General features: G+C 63.0%; 29 protein-coding genes. 16 read left to right on the forward strand and 13 right to left on the reverse strand.

Annotation, left to right across the window (positions count from 1 at the left end):
• Positions 1–12: 12 nt before the first annotated feature.
• Positions 13–1,344: a tRNA uridine-5-carboxymethylaminomethyl(34) synthesis GTPase MnmE gene (gene mnmE, locus AC1DZP_RS22680; protein WP_477305511.1), complete on the reverse strand. Its 1,332-nt coding sequence runs from the start codon at positions 1,342–1,344 to the stop codon at positions 13–15.
• Between the two features lie 62 nt (positions 1,345–1,406).
• On the opposite strand from mnmE, the gene AC1DZP_RS22685 reads away from it, so the two are divergent.
• Positions 1,407–3,425, forward strand: a complete 2,019-nt coding sequence (locus AC1DZP_RS22685; protein ID WP_477305513.1) for a thioredoxin domain-containing protein — start codon at positions 1,407–1,409, stop codon at positions 3,423–3,425.
• Between the two features lie 159 nt (positions 3,426–3,584).
• On the opposite strand, the gene rho is transcribed toward AC1DZP_RS22685, so the two are convergent.
• The 3 genes from rho to hemE all read right to left on the reverse strand — a co-directional run bounded on the left by rho (position 3,585) and on the right by hemE (position 6,591).
• Positions 3,585–4,850: a transcription termination factor Rho gene (gene rho, locus AC1DZP_RS22690; protein WP_095083886.1), complete on the reverse strand. Its 1,266-nt coding sequence runs from the start codon at positions 4,848–4,850 to the stop codon at positions 3,585–3,587.
• A 164-nt stretch (positions 4,851–5,014) separates the two neighbouring features.
• Positions 5,015–5,503: a protoporphyrinogen oxidase HemJ gene (gene hemJ / locus AC1DZP_RS22695; protein WP_477305515.1), complete on the reverse strand. Its 489-nt coding sequence runs from the start codon at positions 5,501–5,503 to the stop codon at positions 5,015–5,017.
• A 56-nt stretch (positions 5,504–5,559) separates the two neighbouring features.
• Positions 5,560–6,591 (reverse strand): uroporphyrinogen decarboxylase, encoded by a 1,032-nt coding sequence (hemE, locus tag AC1DZP_RS22700; protein WP_477305517.1) that lies wholly within the window; start codon positions 6,589–6,591, stop codon positions 5,560–5,562.
• A 404-nt stretch (positions 6,592–6,995) separates the two neighbouring features.
• Between hemE and AC1DZP_RS22705 the strand changes: the two genes are divergently transcribed.
• The 5 genes from AC1DZP_RS22705 to dnaQ all read left to right on the forward strand — a co-directional run bounded on the left by AC1DZP_RS22705 (position 6,996) and on the right by dnaQ (position 10,933).
• A complete protein-coding gene (locus AC1DZP_RS22705) occupies positions 6,996–7,817 on the forward strand; it encodes a pyruvate, water dikinase regulatory protein (protein WP_095083883.1) in 822 nt (273 codons plus the stop codon).
• Between the two features lie 299 nt (positions 7,818–8,116).
• Positions 8,117–8,716 carry a Maf-like protein gene (locus tag AC1DZP_RS22710; protein WP_477305519.1) on the forward strand — a complete coding sequence of 200 codons (600 nt, stop codon included), beginning with the start codon at positions 8,117–8,119 and terminating at the stop codon, positions 8,714–8,716.
• The gene (locus AC1DZP_RS22715; RefSeq protein WP_477305521.1) at positions 8,709–9,551 is read left to right on the forward strand and encodes a shikimate dehydrogenase; all 843 of its coding nucleotides are present in this window, start codon (positions 8,709–8,711) and stop codon (positions 9,549–9,551) included. Before AC1DZP_RS22710 ends, AC1DZP_RS22715 begins: the two co-directional genes overlap by 8 nt.
• Positions 9,548–10,153, forward strand: coding sequence for a dephospho-CoA kinase (gene coaE / locus AC1DZP_RS22720; RefSeq protein WP_477305523.1), 606 nt, complete (start codon positions 9,548–9,550; stop codon positions 10,151–10,153). The genes AC1DZP_RS22715 and coaE overlap by 4 nt, the downstream gene beginning before the upstream one ends.
• A 75-nt stretch (positions 10,154–10,228) precedes the next feature.
• Positions 10,229–10,933 (forward strand): DNA polymerase III subunit epsilon, encoded by a 705-nt coding sequence (dnaQ, locus tag AC1DZP_RS22725; protein ID WP_477305525.1) that lies wholly within the window; start codon positions 10,229–10,231, stop codon positions 10,931–10,933.
• Between the two features lie 241 nt (positions 10,934–11,174).
• Here the strand turns inward: dnaQ and secB are convergent, their stop codons facing one another.
• Together secB and AC1DZP_RS22735 are read right to left on the reverse strand one after the other, a co-directional pair.
• Entirely contained in the window at positions 11,175–11,675 is a 501-nt protein-coding gene (secB, locus tag AC1DZP_RS22730; protein ID WP_095083878.1) for a protein-export chaperone SecB, read from the reverse strand.
• A 193-nt stretch (positions 11,676–11,868) separates the two neighbouring features.
• On the reverse strand, positions 11,869–12,369 hold the full coding sequence (locus tag AC1DZP_RS22735; protein ID WP_477305527.1) for an FxsA family protein: 501 nt from the start codon (positions 12,367–12,369) through the stop codon (positions 11,869–11,871).
• Between the two features lie 199 nt (positions 12,370–12,568).
• On the opposite strand from AC1DZP_RS22735, the gene AC1DZP_RS22740 reads away from it, so the two are divergent.
• Genes AC1DZP_RS22740 through AC1DZP_RS22755 form a run of 4 tightly spaced genes read left to right on the forward strand, consistent with a single transcriptional unit; the run spans position 12,569 to position 15,329 of the window.
• Entirely contained in the window at positions 12,569–13,276 is a 708-nt protein-coding gene (locus AC1DZP_RS22740; protein ID WP_184872745.1) for a Tim44/TimA family putative adaptor protein, read from the forward strand.
• 25 nt (positions 13,277–13,301) lie between these two features.
• A complete protein-coding gene (mltA, locus tag AC1DZP_RS22745) occupies positions 13,302–14,408 on the forward strand; it encodes a murein transglycosylase A (RefSeq protein WP_477305529.1) in 1,107 nt (368 codons plus the stop codon).
• Entirely contained in the window at positions 14,405–14,950 is a 546-nt protein-coding gene (locus AC1DZP_RS22750) for a Smr/MutS family protein (RefSeq protein ID WP_457152991.1), read from the forward strand. The genes mltA and AC1DZP_RS22750 overlap by 4 nt, the downstream gene beginning before the upstream one ends.
• 10 nt (positions 14,951–14,960) lie before the next feature.
• Positions 14,961–15,329: a helix-turn-helix domain-containing protein gene (locus AC1DZP_RS22755; RefSeq protein ID WP_457152990.1), complete on the forward strand. Its 369-nt coding sequence runs from the start codon at positions 14,961–14,963 to the stop codon at positions 15,327–15,329.
• 79 nt (positions 15,330–15,408) lie between these two features.
• Here AC1DZP_RS22755 and AC1DZP_RS22760 read toward each other — a convergent pair whose 3' ends face one another.
• The 4 genes from AC1DZP_RS22760 to AC1DZP_RS22775 form a co-directional block, all read right to left on the reverse strand.
• Positions 15,409–15,645, reverse strand: coding sequence for a hypothetical protein (locus tag AC1DZP_RS22760; protein WP_477305531.1), 237 nt, complete (start codon positions 15,643–15,645; stop codon positions 15,409–15,411).
• A gap of 334 nt (positions 15,646–15,979) precedes the next feature.
• Positions 15,980–16,597, reverse strand: coding sequence for a transglutaminase-like cysteine peptidase (locus AC1DZP_RS22765; RefSeq protein WP_477305533.1), 618 nt, complete (start codon positions 16,595–16,597; stop codon positions 15,980–15,982).
• Between the two features lie 197 nt (positions 16,598–16,794).
• A complete protein-coding gene (locus AC1DZP_RS22770; protein ID WP_477305535.1) occupies positions 16,795–18,072 on the reverse strand; it encodes a polyhydroxyalkanoate depolymerase in 1,278 nt (425 codons plus the stop codon).
• Between the two features lie 313 nt (positions 18,073–18,385).
• Positions 18,386–18,745: a septal ring lytic transglycosylase RlpA family protein gene (locus tag AC1DZP_RS22775; protein ID WP_477305537.1), complete on the reverse strand. Its 360-nt coding sequence runs from the start codon at positions 18,743–18,745 to the stop codon at positions 18,386–18,388.
• Positions 18,746–19,054: 309 nt separating this feature from the next.
• On the opposite strand from AC1DZP_RS22775, the gene AC1DZP_RS22780 reads away from it, so the two are divergent.
• The 3 genes from AC1DZP_RS22780 to AC1DZP_RS22790 all read left to right on the forward strand — a co-directional run bounded on the left by AC1DZP_RS22780 (position 19,055) and on the right by AC1DZP_RS22790 (position 21,481).
• On the forward strand, positions 19,055–19,240 hold the full coding sequence (locus tag AC1DZP_RS22780) for a hypothetical protein (RefSeq protein ID WP_477305539.1): 186 nt from the start codon (positions 19,055–19,057) through the stop codon (positions 19,238–19,240).
• A 428-nt stretch (positions 19,241–19,668) separates the two neighbouring features.
• Entirely contained in the window at positions 19,669–20,118 is a 450-nt protein-coding gene (locus AC1DZP_RS22785; RefSeq protein WP_095083868.1) for an RrF2 family transcriptional regulator, read from the forward strand.
• A 28-nt stretch (positions 20,119–20,146) separates the two neighbouring features.
• The gene (locus tag AC1DZP_RS22790; protein WP_477305541.1) at positions 20,147–21,481 is read left to right on the forward strand and encodes an FAD/NAD(P)-binding protein; all 1,335 of its coding nucleotides are present in this window, start codon (positions 20,147–20,149) and stop codon (positions 21,479–21,481) included.
• A 4-nt stretch (positions 21,482–21,485) separates the two neighbouring features.
• Here AC1DZP_RS22790 and AC1DZP_RS22795 read toward each other — a convergent pair whose 3' ends face one another.
• A complete protein-coding gene (locus AC1DZP_RS22795; RefSeq protein ID WP_477224809.1) occupies positions 21,486–22,256 on the reverse strand; it encodes a type 1 glutamine amidotransferase domain-containing protein in 771 nt (256 codons plus the stop codon).
• 123 nt (positions 22,257–22,379) lie between these two features.
• On the opposite strand from AC1DZP_RS22795, the gene AC1DZP_RS22800 reads away from it, so the two are divergent.
• The gene (locus tag AC1DZP_RS22800) at positions 22,380–22,727 is read left to right on the forward strand and encodes a winged helix-turn-helix transcriptional regulator (RefSeq protein ID WP_095084375.1); all 348 of its coding nucleotides are present in this window, start codon (positions 22,380–22,382) and stop codon (positions 22,725–22,727) included.
• 8 nt (positions 22,728–22,735) lie between these two features.
• Here the strand turns inward: AC1DZP_RS22800 and AC1DZP_RS22805 are convergent, their stop codons facing one another.
• Both AC1DZP_RS22805 and AC1DZP_RS22810 read right to left on the reverse strand, forming a co-directional pair.
• Positions 22,736–23,383, reverse strand: coding sequence for a cysteine hydrolase family protein (locus AC1DZP_RS22805; protein ID WP_457151063.1), 648 nt, complete (start codon positions 23,381–23,383; stop codon positions 22,736–22,738).
• A complete protein-coding gene (locus AC1DZP_RS22810) occupies positions 23,380–23,712 on the reverse strand; it encodes a hypothetical protein (protein WP_477305543.1) in 333 nt (110 codons plus the stop codon). The genes AC1DZP_RS22805 and AC1DZP_RS22810 overlap by 4 nt, the downstream gene beginning before the upstream one ends.
• Positions 23,713–24,012: 300 nt before the next feature.
• On the opposite strand from AC1DZP_RS22810, the gene AC1DZP_RS22815 reads away from it, so the two are divergent.
• Together AC1DZP_RS22815 and AC1DZP_RS22820 are read left to right on the forward strand one after the other, a co-directional pair.
• The gene (locus tag AC1DZP_RS22815; RefSeq protein ID WP_477305545.1) at positions 24,013–25,452 is read left to right on the forward strand and encodes a pyridoxal-phosphate dependent enzyme; all 1,440 of its coding nucleotides are present in this window, start codon (positions 24,013–24,015) and stop codon (positions 25,450–25,452) included.
• Positions 25,449–26,633 carry a trans-sulfuration enzyme family protein gene (locus AC1DZP_RS22820; RefSeq protein ID WP_477305547.1) on the forward strand — a complete coding sequence of 395 codons (1,185 nt, stop codon included), beginning with the start codon at positions 25,449–25,451 and terminating at the stop codon, positions 26,631–26,633. Before AC1DZP_RS22815 ends, AC1DZP_RS22820 begins: the two co-directional genes overlap by 4 nt.
• The last annotated feature ends 96 nt before the right edge of the window (positions 26,634–26,729 follow it).

The following is a 26,729-nucleotide window of genomic DNA, read 5'->3' on the forward strand; positions in this document are numbered from 1 at the left end:
GTTTCACGTGAGTCATTTCCCAATGCAAAACTGCGCGAAAATCACGTCCAGCATGTCCTCCACGTCGATGGCGCCAACGATTCGGCCGAGCCGGTCGGCGGCGAGTCGCAACTCCTCGGCCCGCAACTCCTGTCCGATGACCCGGCCGTCAACCGCCCGGTGCAGATGGCGGTTTGCTTCGCCCAGTAACTCGACATGGCGCAACCGCGACGGCAGAATATCGCCGGCGCTGCCGGCAGCACGCGCTGCCCGCCAGCCGATTTCCGCCAACAACGCGTCGACGCCGGCCCCATCGACGACCGAGATGACGTGATCGTAGCGCTTGGCCTCATCAAGAGCCGCTTGCCCGTCCAAGAGGTCGAACTTAGTGCCCACGCGGAATGCTGGTATGGCCGCCGGTATCGACGCGACCGCCTGCGGATTCGCAACGTCTTCCAACAGCAACAACAGATCGGCGCGATCGGCCTTGGCCCTTGCCTTCTCGATCCCGATCGCCTCGACCTTCCCAACCGCCTCGCGCAGCCCGGCGGTGTCGGTCAACCTGACGCGCAGCCCCTCCAGATCCAGTACCACCTCGAGCAGGTCGCGGGTCGTGCCAGGCTCATCCGTTACAATAGCTGCATCGCGCCGCGCCAAGGCGTTGAACAGACTCGACTTGCCGGCGTTGGGCGCACCGAGAATCACGACCTCGAACCCATCGCGGATGATTTCGGCGGCGCGAAATCCCGCAACGTGCCGGTCGATCTCATCGATCATCGCCCGAACATCAGACCAGACCGTATCCGAAACGGAACCTGGCACATCATCCTCGTCGGCAAAGTCGATCTCGGCCTCGATCATGGCGCGGGCGTGGATCAGCCGGCGGCGCCAACTCAAATAAAGCTCGCTCTGAACACCTTCCGCATTCTGGATCGCAAAGCGGCGCTGCGCCTCGGTTTCGGCGTTGACCAGATCGGCCAACGCCTCGGTTTCGACCAAGTCGACCTTGCCATTGAGGAAGGCGCGACGGGTGAATTCGCCGGGATCAGCATGCCTGACACCGTCAAAGCCGGTGATCGTCTCCAGCATCCTAGCCACCACGGCGCGCCCACCATGAACGTGGAACTCCGCCACATCCTCGCCTGTAAAGCTTGCAGGGCCAGGAAAAAAGACAATCAGGCCGCTGTCGAGCACGGCACCATCAGGCGCTCGGAACTTGCGGAAAACCGCCGCCCGGTCCTTAACCATGCTGCCGGCGATCGTTTCGACTACGAATCGAGTCTGAGTGCCGGAAATGCGGATGACGGCGACGCCGGCAGGAAGCCGGCCGCTCGACAGCGCGACAATCGAATCCCTTGAAATCATTTGCCCGCTCTACCGCACTGCCCTAGCTTTGCCCGTTCAATCGCATCGCCGAGTGCCGCATCGTGACATTGCCTCCGCAAAACCTGCTTGGCGAAGAAGCCAGCCCCTATCTGCAGCAGCACAGCGGCAATCCCGTCCATTGGCGGGCCTGGTCGCCGGCTTCGCTTGAAGAGGCGAGGGCACTGAACAGGCCGATCCTGCTCTCGGTCGGCTATGCCGCTTGCCACTGGTGCCATGTCATGGCGCACGAAAGCTTCGAGAATGACGACGTCGCTGCCGTCATGAACCGTCTGTTCGTCAATATCAAGGTCGACCGCGAGGAGCGGCCGGACATCGACCAGATCTACATGGCCGCACTGTCCTCGATGGGCGAGCAAGGCGGCTGGCCATTGACCATGTTCCTGACGCCGGACGGCAAGCCGTTCTGGGGCGGCACCTATTTTCCGCGCGAGCCGCGCTACGGCCGCCCAGGCTTCATCCAGGTGATGCAAGCAGTGGACAAGGCCTGGCGGGAAAAAAGGGCGAGTCTGAACCAAAGCGCCGACGGCCTGACGATGCATGTCGAGGCCCGGCTCGCCGGTTCGCATGCCAAAACAGTGCTTGATCGCGACACGCTGGAAGGCCTTGCCAGGGGCATCGGCGGCATGATCGATCGCGATCTCGGCGGCTTGCGCGGCGCGCCGAAATTCCCGAATGCGCCATTCATGCTCACGCTTTGGCTGTCCTGGCTGCGCGATGGCAATTCCACACATCGTGACGATGTCCTGCTCAGCCTCGACCGGATGCTGAGCGGTGGCATCTACGACCACATCGGCGGCGGGCTCAGCCGCTATTCGACCGACGCGGAATGGCTGGTGCCGCATTTCGAAAAGATGCTCTACGACAACGCACAGCTCGTCCGCTTCTGCAACTGGGCCCATGCGGCGAGCGGCAATAATTTGTTCCGGGTACGAATCGAAGACACGGTCGACTGGCTGTTGCGTGAAATGCGTGTCGACGGCGGCGCCTTCGCCGCCAGCCTCGACGCCGACAGCGATGGCGAGGAGGGACTGTTCTACACCTGGAGCAAGGAAGAAATCGAAGCTGCACTTGGCAACGATTCCACTTTGTTTTTCAAATACTTCACGCTCTCCAGCCCGCATGGTTGGGACGGCAAGCCGGTTGCACATCAAACCAGCTCTCAGCAAGCCCAAAGTGTGGTCGATCGCGACCAACTCGTGCCGCTCAAAGCGAAACTTCTCGCCATGAGGGAAGGGCGGGTCAGGCCGGGCCTCGACGCAAAGACCCTCACCGACTGGAATGGCCTGATGATTGCAGCCCTTGCGGAGGCCGGCCGGTCGTTGTCGCGGCCTGACTGGGTCGATGCGGCGGCAAAGGCCTTTGCCCATATCACCACCGCCAGCCGCGACAACCGCTTGCCGCACTCGATGCTGGGCGCCAGGAAATTGTTTCCGGCGCTATCCAGCGACTATGCCGCCATGGCCAATGCGGCGATCGCGCTGTTCGAATCCACCGGCGAATGGAGTTATGTCGAGCAGGCCAGCCGGTTCATCGAGCAGCTGGATCTCTGGCACGCCGATGCCGACAGGACCGGCTACTATCTCACCGCTTCCGACAGCACCGACGTCCCTATCCGCATAAGGGGCGACGTCGACGAGGCCATTCCTTCCGCGACCGGACAAATCATCGAAGCGCTGGTTCGGCTCGCCTCCGTCACCGGCGATCTCGACCTGCAGGAGAAAGCCTGGAAGGTCGCCGAGCATGCCGCCGGGCGCGCCGCGCAGCAGGCCTATGGCCAGGCCGGCATCGTCAACGCCTGTGCGCTGGCGATCGAGCCGTTTAAGCTGGTGCTAATTGATGATCGGACCAATCCTGAACTTGTTCCGGTTGCGAATCGAAACCCCGATCCGCGTCGGGTCGACATTATCGTTTCTATCGGTTCGGAAGCGAATCGACCCGTGCTGCCCGGTGGATTCCTGCCGCCGACCGACAGGCCGGGTGTCTGGCTCTGCACCGGTCAAGTCTGCCTTCCCGTTGTGACGAATCCCAAAGAGCTCGAACACCTCTTGCGTCGCCAATAGGGATCAGGAACCTCGCCTTCCGCGCGGAAGAGCGAGTCCGCTGCCACATACGGCCATGCCGTATCGGAGATACGACCTGACCCCGGACAATGAAAAACCCCATCCCGGTTTTGCCGGAATGGGGTTTGATGCATAGGCCGGAAGGCCTCGGCCAGACCGTTACGTGTTCATCGAATCGAAGAAATCCGCGTTAGTCTTGGTCTGCTTGAGCTTGTCGATCAGGAACTCGATCGCGTCCGTGGTGCCCATCGGCGCCAGGATGCGGCGCAGCACGAAGATCTTTTGCAGGTCCTGCTTGGAGACCAGAAGGTCCTCCTTGCGGGTACCGGACTTCAAGATGTCCATGGCCGGATAGATGCGCTTGTCCGCAACCTTGCGATCGAGCTGGATTTCGCAGTTGCCGGTGCCCTTGAACTCTTCGAAGATGACTTCGTCCATGCGGCTGCCGGTGTCGATGAGCGCAGTCGCGATGATGGTCAGCGAGCCGCCTTCCTCGATGTTGCGGGCGGCACCGAAGAAGCGCTTCGGCCGCTGCAAGGCATTGGCGTCGACACCGCCGGTCAGCACCTTGCCGGATGACGGCACAACCGTGTTGTAGGCGCGGCCGAGGCGGGTAATCGAATCGAGCAGGATGACGACGTCGCGGCCATGCTCGACCAGGCGCTTGGCTTTCTCGATTACCATTTCGGCGACCTGGACGTGACGCACCGCCGGCTCGTCGAAGGTCGAGGAGATAACCTCGCCCTTCACCGAGCGCTGCATGTCGGTGACTTCCTCCGGCCGCTCGTCGATCAGCAGGACGATCAGATAGCATTCCGGATGGTTGGCAGTAATCGAGTGGGCGATATTCTGCATCAGAACCGTCTTGCCGGTACGCGGCTGCGCGTTGATCAACGCGCGCTGTCCCTTGCCGATGGGCGCCACCAGGTCGATCACGCGCGGCGAGATGTCCTTGCTGGTCGAATTGTCGATCTCCATCTTCAGCCGCTTGGTCGGATAGAGCGGCGTCAGATTGTCGAAGTGGATCTTGTGACGGATCTTTTCGGGATCGTCGAAATTGATGGTGTTGACCTTGAGCAGGGCGAAATAGCGTTCGCCCTCTTTCGGGCTGCGGATCGGCCCTTCGACCGTATCGCCAGTCTTCAGCGAAAAGCGGCGGATCTGCGAGGGCGAGATGTAGATGTCGTCGGGACCGGGCAGATAGTTGGCATTGGCGGAGCGCAGGAAACCGAAACCGTCCTGCAGCACCTCGACAACACCGTCACCGATGATCTCGATCTCCTGGGCGGCCAGTTTCTTCAGGATAGCGAACATCAGCTCCTGCTTGCGCATGACGCTGGCGTTCTCGACCTCGAGCGATTCGGCATAAGCGATCAGCTCTGGTGGCTTCTTGTTCTTGAACTCTGCGAGTTTCATTTCTTGCATAGACGGACTCTGAATCTGCTTTGGGGAAAATATATCGGCGGGATGCGACAAATGCCGGGCGCGGCCGAAAGCAATAAAGGGCGGCGCATGACGGGAAGGAAGACCCGTCTTTTATCGTCGCTTGGGTGAAAGAGCAAGCTGCGTTTTATGGGCCCTGGTAAGAGCTAAAACGGCTTGACTACAACCAGGATCACGATTGCGATCATCAGTAATGTGGGGATCTCGTTGATCATCCGCCAGTGCCGGGCCGGCTTTTCGTTGCGATCCTCGGCAAATTTGCGCACCGCGCCCGCCAGATAGCCATGAACGGCGGACAGCAGAAGCACCGCACCGATCTTGGCGTGCAGCCAGCCACCGTGGAAACCAAAGCCTTTCCAGGCGAGCCACAGACCGAAAACCCAGGTGGCGATCATTGCCGGATTGATGATGCCGCGGAGCAGGCGGCGCTCCATCACCTTGAAGGTCTCCGACTGCACCGAGCCCTTCTCGGCATCCACGTGATAAACCAGCAGCCGGGGCAGATAAAGCATGCCCGCCATCCAGGAGATGACGGCAAGGATGTGGATCGCTTTCGCCCATGGATAGAAGCTGTCGGGCGCGACGAAAAACAAAAGTGCCGTGAGAACGGCCAGCACGGCGATGCCGATCATCATCCGCATCATTGCCTGGCCGGTGCTGTTGGTGCTGCCAGTGCTGTTTGAATGAGTCATCAGCGGGTCGCGCTCCTCACCAGTTTCACCATTGTCTCGACATGCGCTATCGGCGTCTCCGGCGTGATGCCGTGACCGAGGTTGAAAATCAGCGGCCCGTCTCCCAGCGTTTTAAGGATGGCCTCGACACCATCGGATAGGGCTTTGCCGCCAGCAACGAGCCGCAAGGGATCGAGATTGCCTTGGACCGCACCCAAGCGCTGCAAATCCTTCGCCGCCACCAGGGGCACCGTCCAATCGATCCCCAGGGCCGTTACTCCGGTCTTCTGGCGATAGGTCCGGTACCGCGCACCGGCCCCCTTGGGAAAACCAATGATTGGAACATCGGGATGAACCGCCCGGACCCGGCCAACGATCTCGGCCACCGGCTGAACGCAGAACAGGTCGAACGATGCATCATCGAGAACGCCCGACCAGGAATCGAAGATCTGCACCACATCCGCACCGGCCTCGATCTGGCGGATAAGATAGGCGGCCGAATGATCGGCAAGCACTTTCAGCAAATGTTGAAAGGCTTCCGGCTCGCGATAGGCAAACAGCCGCGCCGGCCCCTGGTCGGGCGTGCCATGGCCTGCAATCATATAGGTCGCCACCGTCCAAGGTGCGCCGCAGAAGCCGATCAACGTTGTCTCGTCGGGCAGTTTTGCCCGCAGCCGGCGGACCGTCTCGTAGACCGGTTCGAGATTCACGTGAAACGTTTTGCTTTCCAGAGCCGCAATCTCTGGCGCCGTGATCGGCGTCAGCAGGGGGCCGCGCCCCTCTTCGAAGCGTACGTCGCGACCAAGCGCGTGCGGAACGACGAGGATATCCGAGAACAGGATCGAGGCATCGAAGCCGAAGCGCTCGATCGGCTGCAAGGTCACTTCGACGGCAAGGTCGGGATCGTAGCAAAGGTCGAGGAACGAACCCGCCCGCCGGCGTGTCTCGCGATATTCCGGCAGATAACGTCCGGCCTGACGCATCATCCAGAGGGGAGGCGGAAACACCGTCTTACCCTTCAGGACGTCCAGCATGATCCGGTTCTGGGGCATCGAGCGCTCGCTTCTCCAAGCCTCTCTATAATCAAAGATTCTTATATCTAAGATTCTTCTGATTCTAAGAGTCTGTTGGTTGTGGTGGTTGTCACCTGTCCCGCTTTGCCCACAAAAACACCAGCCAGCATATTGTCGCGCGCTTGCCTCTCCAAACTGTAGGGTTCTGGGGAAAGTCTGGAATCCATGACTGGAGTCAAGGTGTTAGGAGCCGCAGGGAAAAGCCGTCCCTGTGGACAGGCGAGAGACAAAAGACGCCGTCCCCAAACTTGTCCCCAGCCGTCCGGCGAAGCTGACAGTGCGACGAATTGTGGACAAACTGCCATCTGATACAGTCACCCGTGACCGGCCCGTCTTTCCATCCCGCTTTATCCACAGCCGCCCACAGCCTGGAGTGACCCCTTGTGAACAAACCCCAGAGCTTCTTCCACCTGCACCTGATTTCCGACGCGACCGGCGAAACGCTGCTCGCCGCAGGCCGGGCGGCTTCCGCGCAATACAAGGACGCGCGGGCCATCGAGCATATCTACCCGCTCATCCGCACCGAAAAGCAGGTGGCCAAGGTGTTCGAGGACATCGAGGAGGAACCGGGAATCATTCTCTATACGGTCGTCGACCAGAAGCTGGCGCGCGGCATTGACGAGCGTTGTGCGACCATGGGCCTGCCCTGCGTGTCGGTGCTGGAGCCAGTGCTGACCGTGTTCCAGTCCTATCTCGGCACGCCGGCCGGCCGCCGCGTCGGCGCCCAGCATGTTCTCGACGCCGAATATTTCCGCCGCATCGACGCGCTCAATTTCACCATGGAGCATGATGACGGCCAGCTGCCGGCCAATATGGACGATGCCGACATCGTGCTTATCGGCATCTCGCGCACGTCGAAGACGCCGACCAGCATCTATCTCGCCAACCGCGGCATCAAGACCGCCAACATCCCGATCGTGCTCGGTGTGCCGGTGCCGGAGAGCCTGGTCAACGCCAAGACCCCGCTGATCGTCGGGTTGATCGCCACAGCAGAGCGCATATCGCATGTCCGGCAAAACCGCATCCTCGGCAACAGCAGCACTTACGAAGCGAGCGACTATGTCGACCGCGCAGCCATCACCGAGGAGCTCGCATACGCCCGCCAGATCTGCACGCGTCATGGCTGGCCGATGATCGATGTCAGCCGCCGCTCGATCGAGGAAACGGCGGCGGCGATCGTTGCCCTGCGCGGCAAGTCGAGATAAATGAGCGAAAAGTGAGTTTTCCGAGTCTTCTCCAGGCGAAATCTAGCCGAAAGTCGGTGCTGCCCCTCACCTGCCTGCCGGCATCCTCTCCCCGTATAGTGACGGGGAGAGGGGCGCTGCCATCGATGGTTTCGCCAATCGCCAGCGGTGCCGGAAACAGCGTCGGCGCTGAAGCTGCCCCTTTCTCCCCGTCACTATACGTGGAGAAATGTCCGGCAGGACAATGAGGGGCAGCGCCCACTTTACCGACTAGAGCTGCTCATACTCCAACCGCGCCTGTGCCTGCGCCCGAGTGCAAAATGACCGAAAAAATCATCCTCGCCTCTAGCAGTCCGTTCCGCAAGGCGATGCTCGTCAATGCCGGCGTCGACGTCGAGGCGGTTGCTGCCGACGTCGACGAGCGGGCGCTCGAGGCGCCCTTGCAGGACAGTGGTGTCTCGCCCGAGGATGTCGCTCTGGTGCTGGCCGAGGCCAAGGCCACCGAAGTCAGCGAGCGCCGGCGTGGTGCACTGGTGCTCGGCTGCGACCAGACGCTGTCGCTCGGCGACGAAGTGTTCCACAAGCCGGCCGACATGGAGGGCGCGCGCCGTCACCTGCTGGCGCTGTCGGGCAAGACCCATCAGCTCAACAGCGCCGCCGTGCTGGTCCGCGATGGTCAGGTGCTGTGGCGGCATGTCGGCATCGCCAGCATGACCATGCGCAAGCTCGACCCTGCCTTCATCGGCCGCCATCTGGCTCGTGTCGGCGCCAAGGCGCTGGCCAGCGTCGGCGCCTACCAGGTCGAGGGCGAAGGCATCGAGCTCTTCGAGAAGATCGAGGGCGACCATTTCACCATTGTCGGCCTGCCGCTGCTCCCGTTGCTGGCCGAACTTCGTGCCCTTGGAGCGATCGATGGCTGAGGCGACCAAAAAAGCTTTCGTCACCGGCCATCCGATCAAGCACTCGCGCTCGCCGAAGATCCACGGCCACTGGCTCGCCCAACATGGCATCGTCGGCAGCTACCAAGCCATCGACGTGGCGCCGGAGGACTTTGCTCAATTCCTGGCGACGCTGCAGGCGAACGGTTATCGCGGCGGCAATGTCACCATTCCGCACAAGGAGGCGGCCTTTGCGCTGGTCGACCGGCGAGACGAGGCGGCCGAAGAGATCGGCGCTGTCAACACGCTGTGGTTCGAGGACGGCATCTTGTGGGGCGGCAACACCGACGGTCACGGCTTTGCCGCCAACCTCGACGATCACGCGCCGGGCTGGGCGAGCAACGGCCCGGCGGTCGTGCTTGGCGCCGGCGGCGCCTCGCGCGCCATCATCCATGCGCTGAAGCAACGCGGTGTCGCCGACATCCGCATCGTCAATCGCACGTTGGCCCGGGCGCAGGAATTGCGCGATCGCTTCGGCGTCGGCGTTACCGCGCACGGCATGGCGGCGACCGGCGAACTGCTTGCGGATGCCGGTCTGCTGGTCAACACCACGGCGCTCGGCATGCACGGCAATGAGACCCTTGCCGCCGATCCCGCCTTGCTGCCGGACCACGCCATCGTCAACGACATCGTCTATGTGCCGCTGGAGACGCCGCTGCTTGCCGCGGCCCGCGCAAGGAAGCTGAAGGCCGTCGACGGTCTCGGTATGCTGCTCAACCAGGCCGTGCCCGGCTTCGAGCGCTGGTTCGGCGTCAGGCCGCAGGTTACGGTTGAATTGCGCGCGCTCATCGTGGCCGACCTGGTGCCGAAACCATGATCGTGCTCGGCCTCACCGGCTCGATCGGCATGGGCAAGTCGACGACGGCCAGGATGTTTGCCGAGGCCGGCGTCCCGGTTCATGATTCCGACGAGGCGGTGCATCGCCTCTATGCCGGCAAGGCCGCGCCCTTGGTCGAAGCGGCCTTTCCCGGCACGACGGACGTTGGGGTGGTCGATCGCGCAAAACTTGGCGGGCGCGTGCTTGGCGACGCCACCGCGCTGAAGCGGCTGGAGGCCATCATCCACCCGCTGGTGCGCGCCGATGCCGATGCCTTCCTGGCGCGCAACCGGGCCGCCGGAGCGCCGCTCGCGGTGCTCGACATTCCGCTGCTGTTCGAAACCGGCGGCCRCAACCGCGTCGACAAGGTCGTCGTCGTCACCGCCGCGGCCGAAGTGCAGCGCCAGCGCGTGCTGGCGCGACCGGGCATGACCGAGGAAAAACTGGCATCGATCCTGGCCAAGCAGGTCCCGGATGCGGATAAGCGTCGTCAGGCCGATTTCATCATCGACACCGGACAAGGGATGGACGCCGCCCACGCGGCGGTCAAAGCCATCATTGCGGATCTGACCGGGGATAAGTCAAGGAATGCCATCTCATGACGCCAGGCCGTCAGCATTGCCCATTGCCATTTTGTTCCGGTCTTATGATTCTGCTCGCCTGGAGCGACTGATTCGATGCGTGAGATCATCTTCGACACGGAAACCACCGGCCTCGATTCGCGCGACGACCGCGTCATCGAGCTGGGCGGCATCGAGCTGGTCAACCGCTTCCCGACCGGCAAGACCTTCCACCACTATATCAATCCTCAAGGGCGGCCGATCCACGCGGAAGCGCAGGCGGTCCACGGCATCTCCATCGCGGACCTCGCGGGCAAGCCGACCTTTGCCGAGATTGCCGAGGAGTGGCTGGCCTTCATCGACGGCGCCAAGCTGGTCGCCCACAACGCCACGTTCGACGTCGGTTTCCTCAATGTTGAATTCGGCCGGCTGGGCCACCCGGTCATCGACAATGGCCGTGTCGTCGACACGCTGGCGCTGGCGCGCCGCAAGCACCCGATGGGCCCCAATTCGCTCGACGCGCTCTGCCGGCGCTACGGCATCGACAACACAAGGCGCACCAAGCACGGCGCCTTGCTCGATTCCGAACTGCTGGCCGAAGTCTATATCGAGCTGATCGGCGGCAAGCAGGCTGCCCTCATCCTCGACAGCGCCACCGCGCCGGCTGGGGGTAACGAGAATGTCCGCCAGATTGAAATCACCATCAGCCAGCGCCCCGCCCCCTTGGCGCCGCGCCTGACCGAAGCCGAGCGCGCCGCGCACGCAGGCATGGTCGCCACACTCGGCGAAAAGGCGCTGTGGTTGAAGGTTCTTGGGAATTAGCGGCAAATTGGAGACCGGTTGGGAGCGAGATACCATGACAAACCTTGGAGGTTAGCCCTTCTCGCGTTCGTCATCCTAGGGTCTCCGCGACGTCGCTTCGCTCCTGCTCCGCCCTAGGATGACGAAGGTATAGGAGTCTCAGGCCAATCGCAGATGGTCGAGACTGACGCTTAAAGTCTTCATCTAAAACAAAAAACCCGGCGCGAGGCCGGGTTCTTCACAATCCAAACAAAGGCAAGCCTCAGCTCACCTTGACGTTGGACGCCGCCTGGTCTTCGGCCAGCTTCTGCTGGAACATCTGCGCGAAATCGATCGGGTCGAGCATCAGCGGAGGGAAGCCGCCATTGCGCGTCGCTTCGGCGATGATCTGCCGGGCGAAGGGGAACAGCAGGCGCGGGCATTCGATGAACAGGATCGGCAGCATGTGTTCCTGCGGGAAGCCGCTGATCGCGAACACGCCGCCATAGATCAGCTCGACATTGAACAGCACTTCCTGGTCGAAGGAGGCCTTGGCGTTCAGCGTCAGGTTGACGTCGAACTGCTTGTCGGAGAGCGGGTTGGCGTTGACATTGACGTTGATGGCTATGCCGGGCGCCTTGTCGCGGCCGCGCAGCGAATTCGGCGCGCCGGGGCTTTCGAACGATAGATCCTTCACATACTGCGCCAGGACGTTGAGCGACGGCTGTGCCGCATTGCCGTTTCCGTTGGCTGCGCCGGGCGCCGCGTCATCTTTGCTTGCCATAAGCCTTTGTCCTCTTGCCTGGGCAGCATCGCTGACCGAATTGAAATCGGGCGTTCGCTACCATGGTCGGCATGACAAGACAAGGTTTGCCACCTTATGCAGGTCGCCCAAAAGTGCGCAGCGGTTTTGGGACGACGACATGCATCAAGCAAAATTTCAGGTGCGCTTCAAACGCACGTCGCCTTGCTCAGGCCTACTCGTCCTTGAGGCGGCGCCAGGGAGAGTTGTGGTCCGGTCCGCGCGCATAGTCGTCGCTGCGCGAATAATCGCCATCGTCGAGGTCGATGGTCTTGTCGCGCTGCCGGCCGCGGAATCCGCCGGTGCTGAAATTGGTGGCCAGCACGACGCGGCCCTTCAACGCCCGCCAGGCGAGATCGCGGACCGGCGGCAGGAACAGCAACAGGCCGATCATGTCGGTGATGAAGCCGGGTATGATCAAGAGGATCGCCGCCAGCACGATCATCGCGCCATGCGCGAGCTGGCGGCTCGGATCGCGGCCGGCGTCCATCTCGGCCCGGATCCGCGTCATGACGCTGAAACCCTGGTGCCGGAGCAGCAGCGCGCCGGCGATGCTCGACGCCAGCACCAGACCTACCGTTGCCAGGGCGCCGACCTGGCGTCCGACAACCACGAAGCCGGCGATTTCCAGCAGCGGCAGCGCGAGGACAAAAAGGGGAAAGAACGAAATGCGCAAGTCTTGCCAACCCTTTTCGATCGTTTTGGCCGTTGGCAATCAATCGCCGCTGGCACTGGGCCTGTTAGATAGGTATGCCTGCCTTTGATTTGAATGATTGCGCCTTGCGTTCTATATGCTTTGAATGTTGAACGCTATGCGACCGTGGCCCCTGGGACCAGCGGTCGGGCTACAAGGCAGGGATTGATTGGCGGAAGATATGGGATTCTTCGACTTCGGCACGATTTTCTTCCTGATTGCGGCAGTGGTCATCTTTTTCCAGCTGCGCAATGTGCTGGGCCGACGCACCGGCAGCGAACGGCCGCCGTTCGACCCCTACACGGCCGCCCGCAGCGGCGACAAGGATGCCGCCCAGAAACCCGAAAATGTCGTCTCGCTGCCGCGCAAGCGCTTGCCGGGCGAGCCGGCCGCCGAGACCTATGCGGCGATCGACGCCTTCGCGAAGCCCGACACCGACCTCAACAAGGGATTGCGCACGATCAAGGACAACGATCCGTCCTTCGAGCCGAAGAGCTTCGTCGACGGCGCCAAGATGGCTTACGAGATGATCGTCATGGCCTATGCCGACGGTGACCGCAAAACGCTGAAGAACCTGTTGTCGCGCGAAGTTTATGATGGCTTTGTCGCCGCCATCGGCGAGCGCGAGGCCAAATCGGAAAAGATCCAGTCCTCCTTCGTCGGCATCGACAAAGCCGACATCGTCTCGGCCGAGATGAAGGGTGGCGAGGCGCATGTCACGCTGCGTATCATCAGCGAGCTGATTTCGGCGACCCGCGACAAGGCCGGCGCCGTCATCGACGGCGACCCGGAAACCGTCGCCGAGGTCAAGGACGTCTGGACCTTCGCCCGCGACACGCGCTCACGCGATCCGAACTGGAAGCTCGTCGCCACCGAGGAAGAAGACTGAATCCGGTAGAAGTGGCGAGGCTCCGGTGTCGCTATCGCCTTTTTTTGTCGGGAAATCCTTCGGCGCCTTGCCCGGCTGGGATGAGGACGACCATCTCTCTGCCTTCGCGGCCTTTCGCCGTTCCGCTTTCCATGTCCTGATCAAGCCCTATCGCAGCGGTTCGCTTGGTGTCGACTTCAACGCCTTTGCCGAACCCTACGCCGAGGCCCGCATCGTTTCGCCGGCGAATCGGTCGCAGGCCCGCGACTTTTTCGAGCGTCATTTCATCCCGATGACTATCCGCGCCGAGAATGGCGGCTCCGGTCTCGTCACCGGCTTCTACGAACCGCAAGTCGAGGCATCGCCGGTGCGAACGGAGCGGTTTTGCGTGCCGCTGCTGTCGCGCCCGGCCGATCTCGTCGATATCGACGAGGCCAATCGGCCGCCCAGCATGGACCCCTACCTCGCCTTTGCCCGCCACACGCCGCATGGACCGGTCGAATATCCCGACCGCGGCGCCATCGAGCGTGGCGCGCTTGACGGCAAGAGGCTGGAAATCGCCTGGCTGGCCGACAAGGTCGATGCCTTCTTCATCCATGTGCAGGGCGCGGCCAGACTGAACATGACCGACGGCAGGCTCCGCCGCGTCACCTACGCCGCCAAATCCGGCCAACGCTTCACCGGGCCCGGTAAAATCCTCAGCGAAATTGGCGAGATCCCGCTGGAAAAGGTGACGATGCAGTCGATCCGCGCCTGGTTCAAGGCGCACCCGGACCGCGTCGACGAGATCCTTTGGCAAAACCGCTCCTACATCTTCTTCCGAGAGGCCGATGTCGAGGACGCCGCCCTTGGCCCGATCGCCGCCGCCAAGGTGCCGCTGACGCCGGGCCGCTCCATCGCCGTCGACCGCCTGCTGCACACATTCGGCACGCCGTTCCACATCGATGCGCCGTCGCTGACAGCTTTCGACGCAAAACCGTTCCGGCGCCTGATGATCGCGCAGGACACCGGCTCCGCCATGACCGGGCCGGCGCGCGGCGACCTGTTCGCCGGCTCGGGCGATGCGGCAGGCGAGATCGCTGGCGTGGTGCGCAACGCGGCCGATTTTCATGCGCTGATCCCGCGTGCTCTCGTTCCGGGTGCGAATCGATGACCCGGCGGCGAGCCAGACCGAGCGAAGCCGAGCTCAGCGAGGACGACCGGGTGCTGTGGAACCTGGTGGCGCGCACGGCCAAACCGCTCAAGGGCAGGATGGCCATCGACATCCCCGATATCCCGGCCGAGGCCAAGCCGATGCAGACGCAAGCGGCCCAGCCCGTTGCCAACCAGGCAGGCGCGGCAAAGCCGAAGACGCAGCATGTCGCGCACGCACTCGACGAACCGACGCTGGACAAGCTGTCGAAGGGACGGCTGCCGATCGAAGGCCGCGTCGATCTGCACGGCCTGACCCAGGACGAGGCCTATTCGCTGCTGTTCTCGTTCCTGCACCGGGCGCATGCCGGCGGCATTCGCTACGTGCTGGTCATCACAGGCAAGGGTTCGTCCTCCGGCGGCGACGGGGTGCTGCGGCGCGCCGTGCCCGCCTGGCTGTCGACGCCCGCCTTCCGGCCGCTGGTCTCCAGCCACGACCATGCCGCCCGCAATCATGGCGGCTCCGGCGCGCTCTATATCCGGCTGCGGCGGCACCGCGCATGAAGACGCGGGCATGACGCCGTTCGGCGAGAAGCTGCGGGCGCTCCGAAGCGAGCGCGGTGTCAGCCAGAAAGATATGGCGGCCGCGATCGGCGTCAGCGCCGCCTATCTGTCGGCGCTGGAGCATGGCAGGCGCGGCGCGCCGACCTGGACGCTGATCCAGAAGATCATCGGCTATTTCAACGTCATCTGGGACGATGCCGAGGAACTGGCCCGGCTGGCCGAAGCCTCGCATCCGCGCGTGAAGCTCGACACGTCAGGCCTCAGTCCCGCCGCCACCGAGCTTGCCAATCTCTTGGCCGAGAACATCGAGAAACTCGACGAAGCGGAACTGCGCCGCATTACCGCCTCGATCCGCGCGGCACTGGGCCGGCAACCGTAGCGAGGCCGGAGCCGCGAGTTTTACACGCGCGTCCGCTTCTGCCTGAAGAGCTGCCCGCCGGCGGTCCGCTGCGTCGAGATCATTTCTTGCCGGCCGCGCCGCCCTTATCTCCCCGGCGGCCATTGTCATTGTGGCCTCGACCACCGTTTCCACCGCCCAGACAGTTCGAGTCGCCATTGCTGCAACAGCGCCCGCCCCACAGGTCATTGGTCGATGTCTTGGCGCAGCCTGGAATGGTCTGATCTGCCAAAGCGGATCCGGCCAGCGCCGATACCGCGACGGCGGCGAGAAGGGTATTTCGCAAAAGTGCAGTCATCGGAGTCTCCATGGTTGGTTTCTATCCACGGCCATGTGTCGTTGGCCGGGAGGGAATGGTTCATGGAGAATGCGGAATTGTTGGAAGCGTGAAGTGCAGGGCCTGCAACGCCGCGCTGCCCCTCATCCGCCTGCTGGCACCTTCTCGCCGTATAGCGACGGGGAGAAGGGTGATCGCTGCGACGTTGGCGCCCGTCTCGCGACGACGACAATTGGCGAAAATATTGATTACATGGCCTTTCTCCCCGTCACTACACGGGGAGAAATGTCCGGCAGGACAATGAGGGGCGGCGCCGAGTTCCGGTATCTGCCGAAGGGAGCTGAAGACGCGTGTTCTACTGAACCGAGCCGACCAACACCTGCTGGCCGCCGCGGATCGAGACCCAGCGGCCGGTGTTGTCGATCGCCTGCCGCTTGAGGAAGCGGTAGCCGGTCAGGTCCCACGACTTGACCTTGTCGTTCAGATTGTCGAGCACATAGTCGCCCTTGTCGGTGCGCACCGTCAGCACCGCATGGCCCTCACCGTCGGGCTTGCGCACGACGGTGATCAGAAGGTCGGCAAGCGAGATGCCCATGCGCGAAAGCTGGCGCCGCTTTTCCAGCACATAGTCCTCGCAATCGCCTACGCCCTTGTCGGGATAGGCCCAGACCTCGTCCTTGCCGTAGATTTCCATGTCGCTCATCGGCTTGACGGCGGCATTGACCCTGGCGGTGACGTTGGTCAACTTGCGCATAAGACTGTCGGTCATCGCGGCTGGCGCCAGATTGCTGGGGCGGATCGAGCATTCGCCCGGATGGAGCTTGCAGAAATCATAGTGGCCGATCGGCTGCGAGGTGAGGCCCCCGGTCGCCATTGCTCCAGCCGCCAAAGCCGGTGCCGCCCAGCCTCCCGTTGCTGCCAGCCCGGCCGCTACGTACACGCGCAGCCTTCGCGCCATCGATGAGGATATCATTGTCCCCGTCCACCCTTAGTTATTAACGAAAGGTTAAAGGGGATTTACAGTCCGTGTCAATTACGACGACGGTCGGATTGATAGCATGGTTACCCGAGGGGCAGGACAGCGGCACTTGTGCAACAGAATCGGCTGCACAGCACTGGCCATCTGGCCAACTCTGCCGGCCAATTGGCCCGGATTTTCGCTGCGGGAACCTATCTTTTGGCGACGCGGACCAGCTTCGGCTTCACCGCAACGCGGTTCTGGCGACCATAGCTGGTGATGAAGTCGACGATGCGCGGCACGATTTCGGAGCGGAAGCGCGAGCCGTTGAACACGCCGTAATGGCCGACCGCCGGCTGCATGTAGTGCGCCTTCTTGTCGGCAGGGATGTTGGGGCACAGATCGTGCGCCGCCTTGGTCTGGCCCAGGCCGGAAATGTCGTCGTTCTCGCCTTCGACCGTGAACAGCGCGACGTTGCGGATATCGAACGGATCGATCCGGGTGCCGCGATGCGTCATCTCGCCCTTGGGCAAGGCATGGCGCACGAAGACGGTGTCGACGGTCTGAAGGTAGAACTCCGCCGTCAGGTCCATCACAGCCAGATACTCGTCGTAGAAATCGCGGTGCTTCTCGGCATTGTCGCCATCATGCTTCACCAGGTGCATGAAGAAGTCCTTGTGGGCGATGATGTGGCGGTCGAGATTCATGCTCATGAAGCCTGACAGCTGCAGGAAGCCCGGATAGACCTCGCGGCCGAAGCCCGGCACCGGCCACGGCGCCCGCATCACGACATTCTCGCGGAACCAGTCGATGCCCTTTTCCTCGGCCAGGAGATTGACCGCGGTCGGGTTGCAACGGGTGTCGATCGGCCCGCCCATCAAGGTCATGGTCGAGGGCACGAAAGGGTCGCCGCGCGTCTCCATCAGCGCCACGGCCGCAAGCACCGGCACGGAAGGCTGGCACACCGCCATCACATGGGTGTCGGGGCCGAGCGCGTGCAGCATGTCGATGATGTAGTCGATGTAGTCGTCGAGATCGAAACTGCCGTCGGCGAGCGGCACCATACGGGCGTCGACCCAGTCGGTGATGTGCACGTCGGCATAGGGCAGCATCGCTTCGACCGTGCCGCGCAGCAGCGTCGCATAGTGGCCCGACATCGGCGTCACGATCAACAGCTTCGGATCCGCCCGGCGCCCGGCGGGCACGGCGCGTTCGAAGCGGAGGAGATTGCAGAACGGCCGCGACCACACGGTCTTCTCGGTGACCTCGACGCTCTTCCAGTCGACCACCGTCTTGTCGAGGCCGAATGTCGGCTTGCCGTAGCGGCGCGTGGTGCGCTCGAACAGTTCGGCGGTCGCGGCGACCGAGCGGCCCCATGATGTATGCGAAAACGGATTGAGCGGATTGGTGTAGAACATTCGCACCGCGTCGGCATAGAGACGCGCGGGCTGCATGGCGGCGTGGTTCATTTCATAGAGCTGGTAGAACATCGAGAACCCCGCTGCTGCCTGCGACTGAAGGGACGACGAGCAGCGTCATGCCTTGAATGTCTCGCGGGGAAGTTAACAACTAATTGCTGCGATGCAATACGTCATGTGGCGTGACTAACGCTTCTTTCGTCCAAAGCCTTGAAAATCCGGCCTGAACGGCGCAGCCGGCTCACTGTGCGGCGCGAAGTGTGTAAGAAATGTGTCTGGCCCTGCGCCGGACACCCGACCATGATTCCCGAAAAGTGGATTGCGGTTTTCTCGGACAAACGGAAAACCGTTTTGTCCAGAGATCATGGTCCGGGCAATGGCAATATCAGACGCGCGCCATGCAGACGGCGGTATGGCCGGAACCGATGAAGCCGAGCTGGCCGGCGGCACCCTTCGACAGGTCGAGCACGCGACCCCTGATGAACGGCCCGCGATCGTTGATGCGCACGATGACGCTGCGGCCGTTGTTCTGGTTGGTCACCCGGACCTTGGTGCCGAAAGGCAAGGTACGATGGGCTGCGGTCATCGCCGACGGGTTCATGCGCTCGCCCGACGCGGTTTTGGAGTGCAGGGCGTACCAGGAGGCACGACCGCACTGGCCGGTGGCGGCTGCCGAAGATGCGCCGGCCATCAGGCCAGCAACCAGCGTTACCGCGACAAGCGCGGTCTGTTTTGTCGTATTCATATCTGGGGGATGGCTCCGTTTTTGACAGTCCCCAGCCGTTAGGTGTCGAATAAGGCGTGAAATGCGGCAATCATCTGGCGGTTCCATGGCAGTGGCACACGTTTGGAGTCGCCGGGTAACAGTCTGTTAGGGATTTTCGATAGGCAAATGATCAATTGGCGATGATCTTCGTGCCGACTACAGCGACTTGTTTGACAAGATCGACCGACAATATCCAAGTAGAGGCCGAAGCGTTCGGGCCATTTCCTTTGGCTCTTTCATCGCGCCCACCACGCCGCAACCGATCGACTTCGAAAGGGAGATCCGTCAATGAGACTGACCAAAAATCTGCTGGCGTTGATCGTGCTTGCCATCGGAGCGCTGTGGTCGCTGCAGGGCATCGGCGTGGTCGGCGGCAGCTTCATGACCGGCCAGTCGCAATGGCTCTATACCGGCATCGTCACCATGCTGGTCGGCCTGGTCGGACTGGTGTGGGCAAACCGTTCTAAAAGGTGAGGTGCCCTTCACTGCGACCAGCAGGGACGCTACCGGCGACGAACGAGAATTCCCGCCACGGCCCTCCCCAGGCAAATCCATGCCTCAAACAGCCATGGATTTAGAAGCTGGTTCCGCGTCTTCGAGGGTAAGTATAGTAATCTTATCGACATTGGGAACTGGAGGCGACGATGAGCGGCCACCGTATCGCGATGATCGCTGACAACGCACTTTGGCTGTCAAAGCCGTGCGGCTGTGTCCCTGCGGGCACAAAAGCCTGCCAAAATGGCCACAGCGCCTGAAAACGAAGCAAAATCAACAGCTGTTGGCTTGTACATCATGTCGCTAGAATTTATGTGTCATGGCAGCCTGGACGCGGCGGGGTCGCACGTCGGGCGTTTGGCAACCGATGGTTTCGTGCCGTCGCATGACAGAGAAATTTTGATTTCATGCTCACGAAAAAGGGCAAGTACGGCCTCAAGGCGCTCGTACACCTCTCGCGACTGCCGGTCGGACAGCTCGCTTTCGTCAACGACATCGCCACCGGCAACAACATCCCGAAGAAATTTCTCGACGCCATCCTCGGCGAGCTGCGCAATGCCGGTTTCGTCCAGAGCCGCAAGGGCAAGGAGGGCGGCTATCGCCTGGCGCGGCCTGCCGACGAGATCAAGGTCGGCCACGTCGTGCGCGTGCTCGACGGCCCGCTGGCGCCGATTCCTTGCGCCAGCCGCACCCAGTACCAGCGCTGTGAAGATTGCAACGAGGCGACATGCCAAGTCCGACACCTGATGCTCGAGGTCCGGCAGGCGATCGCCGAGGTGCTCGACCAGCGCAGCCTCGCCGAAATGCGCGACATGGCTGTCGACGACCTGCCGGTGGTGGTGAAGGTCCAGGCCTGACGCGCGCACTTCGCACGAGGCCGGGCGCATGACCGGGCGCGCCAACTCGATCATCATTGTCGGCGGCGGCGCCAGCGGCGTCGTGATGGCCGCGCATCTCTTGAAATCGCCCAATCCCGATCTGCGCGTCACGCTGATCGAAAGGCGCCCGCATTTCGGCCAGGGCATAGCCTATTCCACGCTGCTGTCGGCGCATGTGCTGAATGTCAGTGCCGCCGGCATGAGCGCCTATGCCGACGATCCCGGCAATTTCTGGCGCTGGCTGCTGGAGCGCGGCCTGGCGACATCGGACCAGGCGCCGGTCTACGCGCCGCGCAGCCTCTATGCCCGTTACCTCAAGGAACTGCTCGACGAGCTGGAAACGCGCGAACGCGAAACCGGCCGGTTGCGCCTGATCCGCGAGGAGAGCCTCTCGATCACGCCGACCACGTCCGGCGTCGAGGTTGCGCTCGCCAACGGCACCAGCGTCGTCGCCCATCTCGTCGTGCTGGCGACCGGCCATGACGAGGAGCCGGCGCAGGGGCATGCGATCAGGATGGGCTCCGAAGCCGACACGGCACTTGCCCCCGACAGCCGAGTCATGGTGCTGGGCACCGGCCTCAGCATGGTCGATGCCTTCCTGTCGCTGGAGCAGCGCGGCCATCGTGGCGACATCGTCGCGGTGTCGCGGCGCGGCCTGCTGCCATCGCCGCATCGCAAGGGCAATCCGATCAAGCTCGACGTCGCCGACATCCCGCTCGGCACCCAGCTGTCCTATTTCGTCGGCTGGTTCCGCGACCTGATCAAGGAAAACCAGAAGGCCGGCATCGACTGGCGCGACGTCGTCGACGGCTTGCGGCCGTTCAACCAGAAGATCTGGCAGAACTGGCCCGCATCCGCCAAGCGCCGCTTCGTCGAACACACCAAGGCCTGGTGGGACATCCACCGCCATCGCATGGCGCCCGAAGTCTATGCCCGCGTCACCGACGCCGTGCAATCCGGCCGCATCCGCCTGGTCGCCGGGCGCGTCGTCGACATCGCCCGGAACGGCGGCTTCAAGGTTCAAATCCAGTCGCGCCACACGCAGCGACTCGAAACCTTCGAGGTCACCCGCATCTATGATTGCTCGGGCATCGTCAGGGACATCTCGACCTCGTCGAACAGCGTCGTGCGCTCGCTGGTCGACCGCGGCCTGGCGCGGCCGGACCCGCTGCGCATCGGCCTCGACGTGTCAGCCAATTGCGAGATCATCGCCGGCGACGGCGGCGTGTCCGCCAAGATCCTGGCCGTCGGCCCGCTGACGCGCGGCACCTTCTTCGAGATCGACGCCATCCCCGACATCCGCGTTCAATGCGCCAGGCTGAGCAAGCGATTGCTGGGCTAGGAGCCTAGCCGCCCAGCGCCTCGCAAACGGCGCGTGCGGTCTCGGCGCCTGAAAAATTCTGCTGGCCGGTGATCAGATTGCCGTCTCGCACGGCAAAAGGCCGCCACAGTCCGGCCTGGATATAGTTGGCGCCGATTGCCTTCAGCTCATCCTCGATGCGCCACGGCATCAGATGCTTTCCGCGCTCGAGCGCGCCCATCTCCCAGGTTGCCTTGTCGGCAAAATCCTCCTCGGCATTGGCGAAGCCCGTCACCGTCTTGCCGGCCACGAGCAACGATCCGTCCGCGCGCCGGGCATAGCGCAGCAGCGCGGTCCCGTGGCACAAAGCGGCGGCAACCTTGCCGGCTTCATGGAAGGCGACGAACGTCCGTTGCAGGCCTGTCGCGTGCTCATAGGTGAACATCGGCGCCTGGCCGCCGGCGACGACAATCGCGTCGAAGCTTTCGACCTCGATCTCCGCCACAGGCCATGTGTTGTCGACCAGGGCGCTGAGTTTCGGGCTCGATATGAAGCCGAGCGAGATGAGGTCGGTCTGCGAATAGCCCGATGGATCGCGCGGGTCGCTCAGCGCATCGGCCTCGCATTTGCCGCCATTGGGCGAAAAGATCTCCACCGCATAACCGCGTTCGGTGAAAGCGAACCACGGGTGGGTAAGCTCGCTCCACCAGAAGCCGACCGGCCACCCGGTCGTGGTCGAGAGTGCCGGGTTGGCGATGACGATCGCCACGCGCTTCGGGTTCTTCGCATCGACCGGATTGGCGTCCCGCACGCTCATCGCCGCTCTCCCTTTGAAGGCCTGCTGCCGACTGATACGGACGCGGCCCTGCGCTGCCTAGCTGGCCAGATGGCCTGGCAAATTCTGCTTCCGTCGCTGCCGGGCCTTGCCTACCATGCGTGCATGACCCAACGCGGTAGGCTTTACGGCTGCCCGGTCGAGTTCGCGCTCGATGCGCTCGGCGGCAAATGGAAGACGGTGATCCTGGCGCGGATCAAGCAACAGCCGCTGCGCTATTCCGAACTGCGGCGTACGATCCCGTCGCTGTCCGACAAGATGTTGACGCAGCGGCTGGCCGATCTCGTCGACATCGGCTTTGTCGTGCTGGAGGCGTCGCCCGATGGCAAGGGGCGCTACACCTTGACCGACCGCGGCCGCGATCTGGCAGCCACCTTGCAGGCGCTCTATGACTGGGGAGACGTGCACGGACGCGCTGTCGGCGTGCGCTTCCGCACCGAGATCGAGGCCTAACAAGGCGCCTATCTCCCAGCGGCGAGCGCGCCGCAAAAACCCGCGACATCGGTAATGATGGCTTCGCCAAGAAAGCCCAGCGTCGCCATCGAGCGGTCGCGCGCTTCCCGGTTGCCGAAGCCGCAGGCGTCCTCGATCACCACCGCCACGAAACCATTGTCGGTCGCCTGCCGAACCGTCGGCTCGATGCCGATTTCCATCGCCACCCCGGCGAGCGCGACGGCACCCACCCCGCAATCGTGCAAGGCGAAGCTGAGCGCGGTGGAATCGAAGGCCGACATGGTCAGCTTGTCGAACACGGCCTCGTCGGCGCGTGGCGCCAGTTCGGGGATGATTTCCGTGGCCTCGGCATCGCGCGGGAACCACGGCTCGACCGTGTCGGGACTGTCGCGCCGCTGCCAGGCCATGGCGGTGCGCAGCTGGGTTGCGCCCATCCATTTGCGCGGCAGGGACAGATGGCGCGTGAACGCCACCCGCATGCCCGCCGAGCGCGCCGCTTCGAGCGCCATGCCGGTGCGTTCGGCGATCGCTGCCGCCCCAGTGATCTGGCGACAGATGCCGACCTGCATGTCGTAGATCACCAGCGCCATGCGGCGCGGATCGCACCAATCCGCCAGGCTGTTTGGCATCTCGATCCCTTCGCTCGACCGGATCATGCGACCGTCCGGTCCCAGGGTTGGGCGATGTCGACGCTGGGATCAAACAGATATTCGAGCGGCAATGGTGCGGCGTCGAAGGCGAGAAAATGCCATTCCAGCAGTCCGGCCTTCGACAGCGGAAAATCGTCTGTGTAGCGCCTTGCCGCCTCGACGCTGTCGAGCTCGAAGACGATGATCACACCGCCGACATCGGCTCGTGCGTAGTTCTCGCGCACGATCCCCGCCTTCCAAAGACGCCAGACGTTCGAGACCTCGTCGCGCAGATAGGGTTTCAGATCGTCGATGGTGACGCCGGGTTTGAAATTGTCATAGGCAATGATCTTCATCGAAGGTTTCCCTGCGTTTGGCCCCCGACGCCATCAGCGCGACCGCATCAGGGCGCCTCATGCCTCCCGGCTAGCATGCGGAAATTGCGGCTCGCAACGAACGAGTTGGTGCGTCGAAACGATCGGTGGCCGAGCCGAGGACATCAGTCTGTCAGGGCGGCGCCGCCAGATTGTGGAATGACATTCTCCATCTGGCCGGTTGATTGGCACGATCTATCTTCTTTCCGACTGCAAAGGGCTGGAAAAGAGGATACGCTGCCGCTCTGCCCCGAGGCGGTCGCTTGATCATGGAGCATCGATATGAGCGAGCAGAAGATCGCCGCGGCTGGCAGTGCGCCCCCCGAAAGCGCAACATCCCGCCTGCGTCCGCCCTATGCGTCGGTTCTCGACCTGATCGGCCAGACGCCGGTGGTCGAGCTGACCAAGTTCGACACCGGCAAGTGCCGCCTGTTCATCAAGCTTGAAAGCCAGAACCCCGGCGGCTCTATCAAGGACCGCATCGCACTGTCGATGATCGCCGCCGCCGAAAGGCAGGGCAAGCTCAGGCCAGGCGGCACCATCGTTGAGGCAACCGCCGGCAATACCGGCCTCGGTCTCGCCCAGGTCGGCATCCCAAAGGGTTACCGCATCGTGCTGGTCGTGCCCGACAAGATGTCGCGCGAAAAGATCCAGCACCTGCGCGCGCTCGGCGCCGAAGTGCGCATGACCCGCTCCGATGTCGGCAAGGGTCACCCCGAATACTACCAGGACATGGCGGAGAAGATCGCCGCCGAAGTGCCTGGCGCCTTCTATGCCAACCAGTTCGCCAACCCGGCCAACCCGCTGGCGCATGAAACGACCACCGGTCCGGAAATCTTCTCGCAGCTCGGCGGCGATGTCGATGCGGTGGTCGTCGGCGTCGGCTCCGGCGGCACGCTGACCGGGCTTGGCCGCTACTTCGCCAAAGTGTCGCCGAAGACCGAAATGGTGCTCGCCGATCCGGTCGGCTCGGTGCTGGCGCCGCTGATCAAGACCGGCAAGATGGAAGAGGCCGGCAGCTGGACGGTGGAAGGCATCGGCGAGGATTTCGTGCCGCCCAATGCCGACCTGTCGCTGGTGAAAAAGGCTTACGCCATCCCTGACAAGCAGAGCATGCTGGCCGTCCGCGACCTCTTGTCGAAGGAAGGCATTCTCGCTGGCTCGTCGTCGGGCACGCTGTTGTCAGCCGCCCTGCGCTATTGCCGCGAGCAGACGGTCGCCAAGCGCGTCGTCACCTTCGTCTGCGACAGCGGCAACAAATATCTGTCGAAGGTCTTCGACGATTTCTGGCTGGCCGAACAGGGCCTGGCCGAGCACGAGCAGCATGGCGATCTGCGCGACCTGGTCATGCGCACGCACCGTACCGGCGACACCGTCTATGTCGGCCCGGACGAAAGCCTGCTCAATGCCTATGGCCGCATGCGCCGCTCGGATGTCTCGCAGCTGCCGGTGCTAGACGATGGCAAGCTCATCGGCATCGTCGACGAGAGCGACATCCTCGCCCATGTCGACGGCCCCTATGACGGCCGCTGGGAGCGCTTCAACGGCCCGGTGCGCACGGCGATGACCTCCAGCCTGCACACGCTGCAGGCCAGCCAGACGCTCGACGCGTTGCTGCCGGTGTTTGACCGCAACGAGGTCGCCATCATCTTCGACGGCGACGAGTTCGTCGGCCTGATTACCCGCATCGACCTGATCAACCATTTGAGGCGCGCACGATGACCAGCCACACACCACCACCATCGGGCAAAAATCGCCTGGCCTTCTCGACGCGCACCATCCATGGCGGCCAGAGCCACGACCCGCTGACCGGCGCGGTGATGGTGCCGATCTACGCCACCTCGACCTATGGCCAGCAGTCGCCCGGCGTGCACAAGGGTTTCGAATATGCCCGCAGCCAGAACCCGACGCGCTTCGCCTTCGAACGTGCCGTGGCCGACCTCGAAAGCGGGTCGGCAGCTTTTGCCTTCGCCTCGGGCCTGGCGTCGATCGCCACCGTGCTCGAGCTGCTCGACAGCGGCGCCCTTATCGTTGCCACCGACGACATCTATGGCGGCTCCTTCCGGCTGATGGAACGGGTACGCAAGCGCTCGGCCGATCTCAAGGTAAGCTTCGTCGACTTCACCGACCTCGCCGCCGTCGAAGCGGCGATYCGCCCCGAAACGAAACTGCTCTGGGTCGAGACGCCGACCAACCCGCTGCTGCGCATCGTCGACCTCGAAGGCGTCGCCGCCCTTGCCAAACGCAAGGGGGTTCTCACCGTCGCCGACAACACGTTCTGCAGCCCCTACATTCAGCGGCCGCTGGAGCTCGGCATCGACATCGTCGTCCACTCGACGACAAAATATCTCAACGGTCATTCCGACATGGTCGGCGGCGTCGCCGTGGTTGGCGACAACAAGGACCTCGCCGCGCAGCTGAAATTCCTGCAGAACGCCATCGGCGCCATCTCGGGTCCCTTCGACAGTTTTCTGGCGCTGCGCGGCCTGAAGACATTAGCGCTCAGGATGGAGCGCCATTCCGCCAACGGCCTCAAGATCGCGCAGTGGCTGGAGGCCCGCAAGGACGTGCGCCGGGTCATCTATCCCGGCCTCGCCAGCCATCCGCAGCACGCCATCGCCGTCCAGCAGATGCATGCCTTCGGCGGCATGATATCAGTCGTGCTCGACCGCGACCTCGCCGGCACGAAACGCTTCCTCGAGCGCACGCAACTCTTCACGCTGGCCGAAAGCCTCGGCGGAGTGGAGAGCCTGATAGAACATCCCGCGCTGATGACGCATGGCTCGATCCCGGCGGAGAAGCGGACGGAGATCGGCATTTCGGATTCGCTGGTGCGGCTGTCGGCCGGCATCGAGGATGGCGATGATCTGATCGCGGATCTGGACCAGGCGCTGGGGGGCTGAGAGCTCTTCGGCTGATTCACGGCAGGAAATGTAGCTGAGAAGGATAGAACGCGTTCTGTAGCGATCCTTCCCACCCCCTCTGTCCTGCCGGACATC

It is taken from the genome of Mesorhizobium sp. P2_F8 (assembly GCF_056403655.1).

Bases quoted from the DNA above. Each gene is read 5' to 3' on its own strand.
- AC1DZP_RS22800 (WP_095084375.1), top strand. From the start codon at position 22,380: ATGACCCAACGCGGTAGGCTTTACGGCTGCCCGGTCGAGTTCGCGCTC.
- AC1DZP_RS22810 (WP_477305543.1), bottom strand. From the start codon at position 23,712: ATGAAGATCATTGCCTATGACAATTTCAAACCCGGCGTCACCATCGAC.
- AC1DZP_RS22775 (WP_477305537.1), bottom strand. From the start codon at position 18,745: ATGAATACGACAAAACAGACCGCGCTTGTCGCGGTAACGCTGGTTGCT.
- AC1DZP_RS22790 (WP_477305541.1), top strand. From the start codon at position 20,147: ATGACCGGGCGCGCCAACTCGATCATCATTGTCGGCGGCGGCGCCAGC.
- AC1DZP_RS22805 (WP_457151063.1), bottom strand. From the start codon at position 23,383: ATGATCCGGTCGAGCGAAGGGATCGAGATGCCAAACAGCCTGGCGGAT.
- AC1DZP_RS22795 (WP_477224809.1), bottom strand. From the start codon at position 22,256: ATGAGCGTGCGGGACGCCAATCCGGTCGATGCGAAGAACCCGAAGCGC.
- AC1DZP_RS22770 (WP_477305535.1), bottom strand. From the start codon at position 18,072: ATGTTCTACCAGCTCTATGAAATGAACCACGCCGCCATGCAGCCCGCG.
- mnmE (WP_477305511.1), bottom strand. From the start codon at position 1,344: ATGATTTCAAGGGATTCGATTGTCGCGCTGTCGAGCGGCCGGCTTCCT.
- dnaQ (WP_477305525.1), top strand. From the start codon at position 10,229: ATGCGTGAGATCATCTTCGACACGGAAACCACCGGCCTCGATTCGCGC.
- secB (WP_095083878.1), bottom strand. From the start codon at position 11,675: ATGGCAAGCAAAGATGACGCGGCGCCCGGCGCAGCCAACGGAAACGGC.
- AC1DZP_RS22765 (WP_477305533.1), bottom strand. From the start codon at position 16,597: ATGATATCCTCATCGATGGCGCGAAGGCTGCGCGTGTACGTAGCGGCC.
- AC1DZP_RS22760 (WP_477305531.1), bottom strand. From the start codon at position 15,645: ATGACTGCACTTTTGCGAAATACCCTTCTCGCCGCCGTCGCGGTATCG.
- hemJ (WP_477305515.1), bottom strand. From the start codon at position 5,503: ATGATGATCGGCATCGCCGTGCTGGCCGTTCTCACGGCACTTTTGTTT.
- AC1DZP_RS22815 (WP_477305545.1), top strand. From the start codon at position 24,013: ATGAGCGAGCAGAAGATCGCCGCGGCTGGCAGTGCGCCCCCCGAAAGC.
- rho (WP_095083886.1), bottom strand. From the start codon at position 4,850: ATGCAAGAAATGAAACTCGCAGAGTTCAAGAACAAGAAGCCACCAGAG.
- AC1DZP_RS22750 (WP_457152991.1), top strand. From the start codon at position 14,405: ATGACCCGGCGGCGAGCCAGACCGAGCGAAGCCGAGCTCAGCGAGGAC.
- hemE (WP_477305517.1), bottom strand. From the start codon at position 6,591: ATGCCCCAGAACCGGATCATGCTGGACGTCCTGAAGGGTAAGACGGTG.
- AC1DZP_RS22755 (WP_457152990.1), top strand. From the start codon at position 14,961: ATGACGCCGTTCGGCGAGAAGCTGCGGGCGCTCCGAAGCGAGCGCGGT.
- AC1DZP_RS22740 (WP_184872745.1), top strand. From the start codon at position 12,569: ATGGGATTCTTCGACTTCGGCACGATTTTCTTCCTGATTGCGGCAGTG.
- AC1DZP_RS22710 (WP_477305519.1), top strand. From the start codon at position 8,117: ATGACCGAAAAAATCATCCTCGCCTCTAGCAGTCCGTTCCGCAAGGCG.
- AC1DZP_RS22715 (WP_477305521.1), top strand. From the start codon at position 8,709: ATGGCTGAGGCGACCAAAAAAGCTTTCGTCACCGGCCATCCGATCAAG.
- AC1DZP_RS22785 (WP_095083868.1), top strand. From the start codon at position 19,669: ATGCTCACGAAAAAGGGCAAGTACGGCCTCAAGGCGCTCGTACACCTC.
- AC1DZP_RS22780 (WP_477305539.1), top strand. From the start codon at position 19,055: ATGAGACTGACCAAAAATCTGCTGGCGTTGATCGTGCTTGCCATCGGA.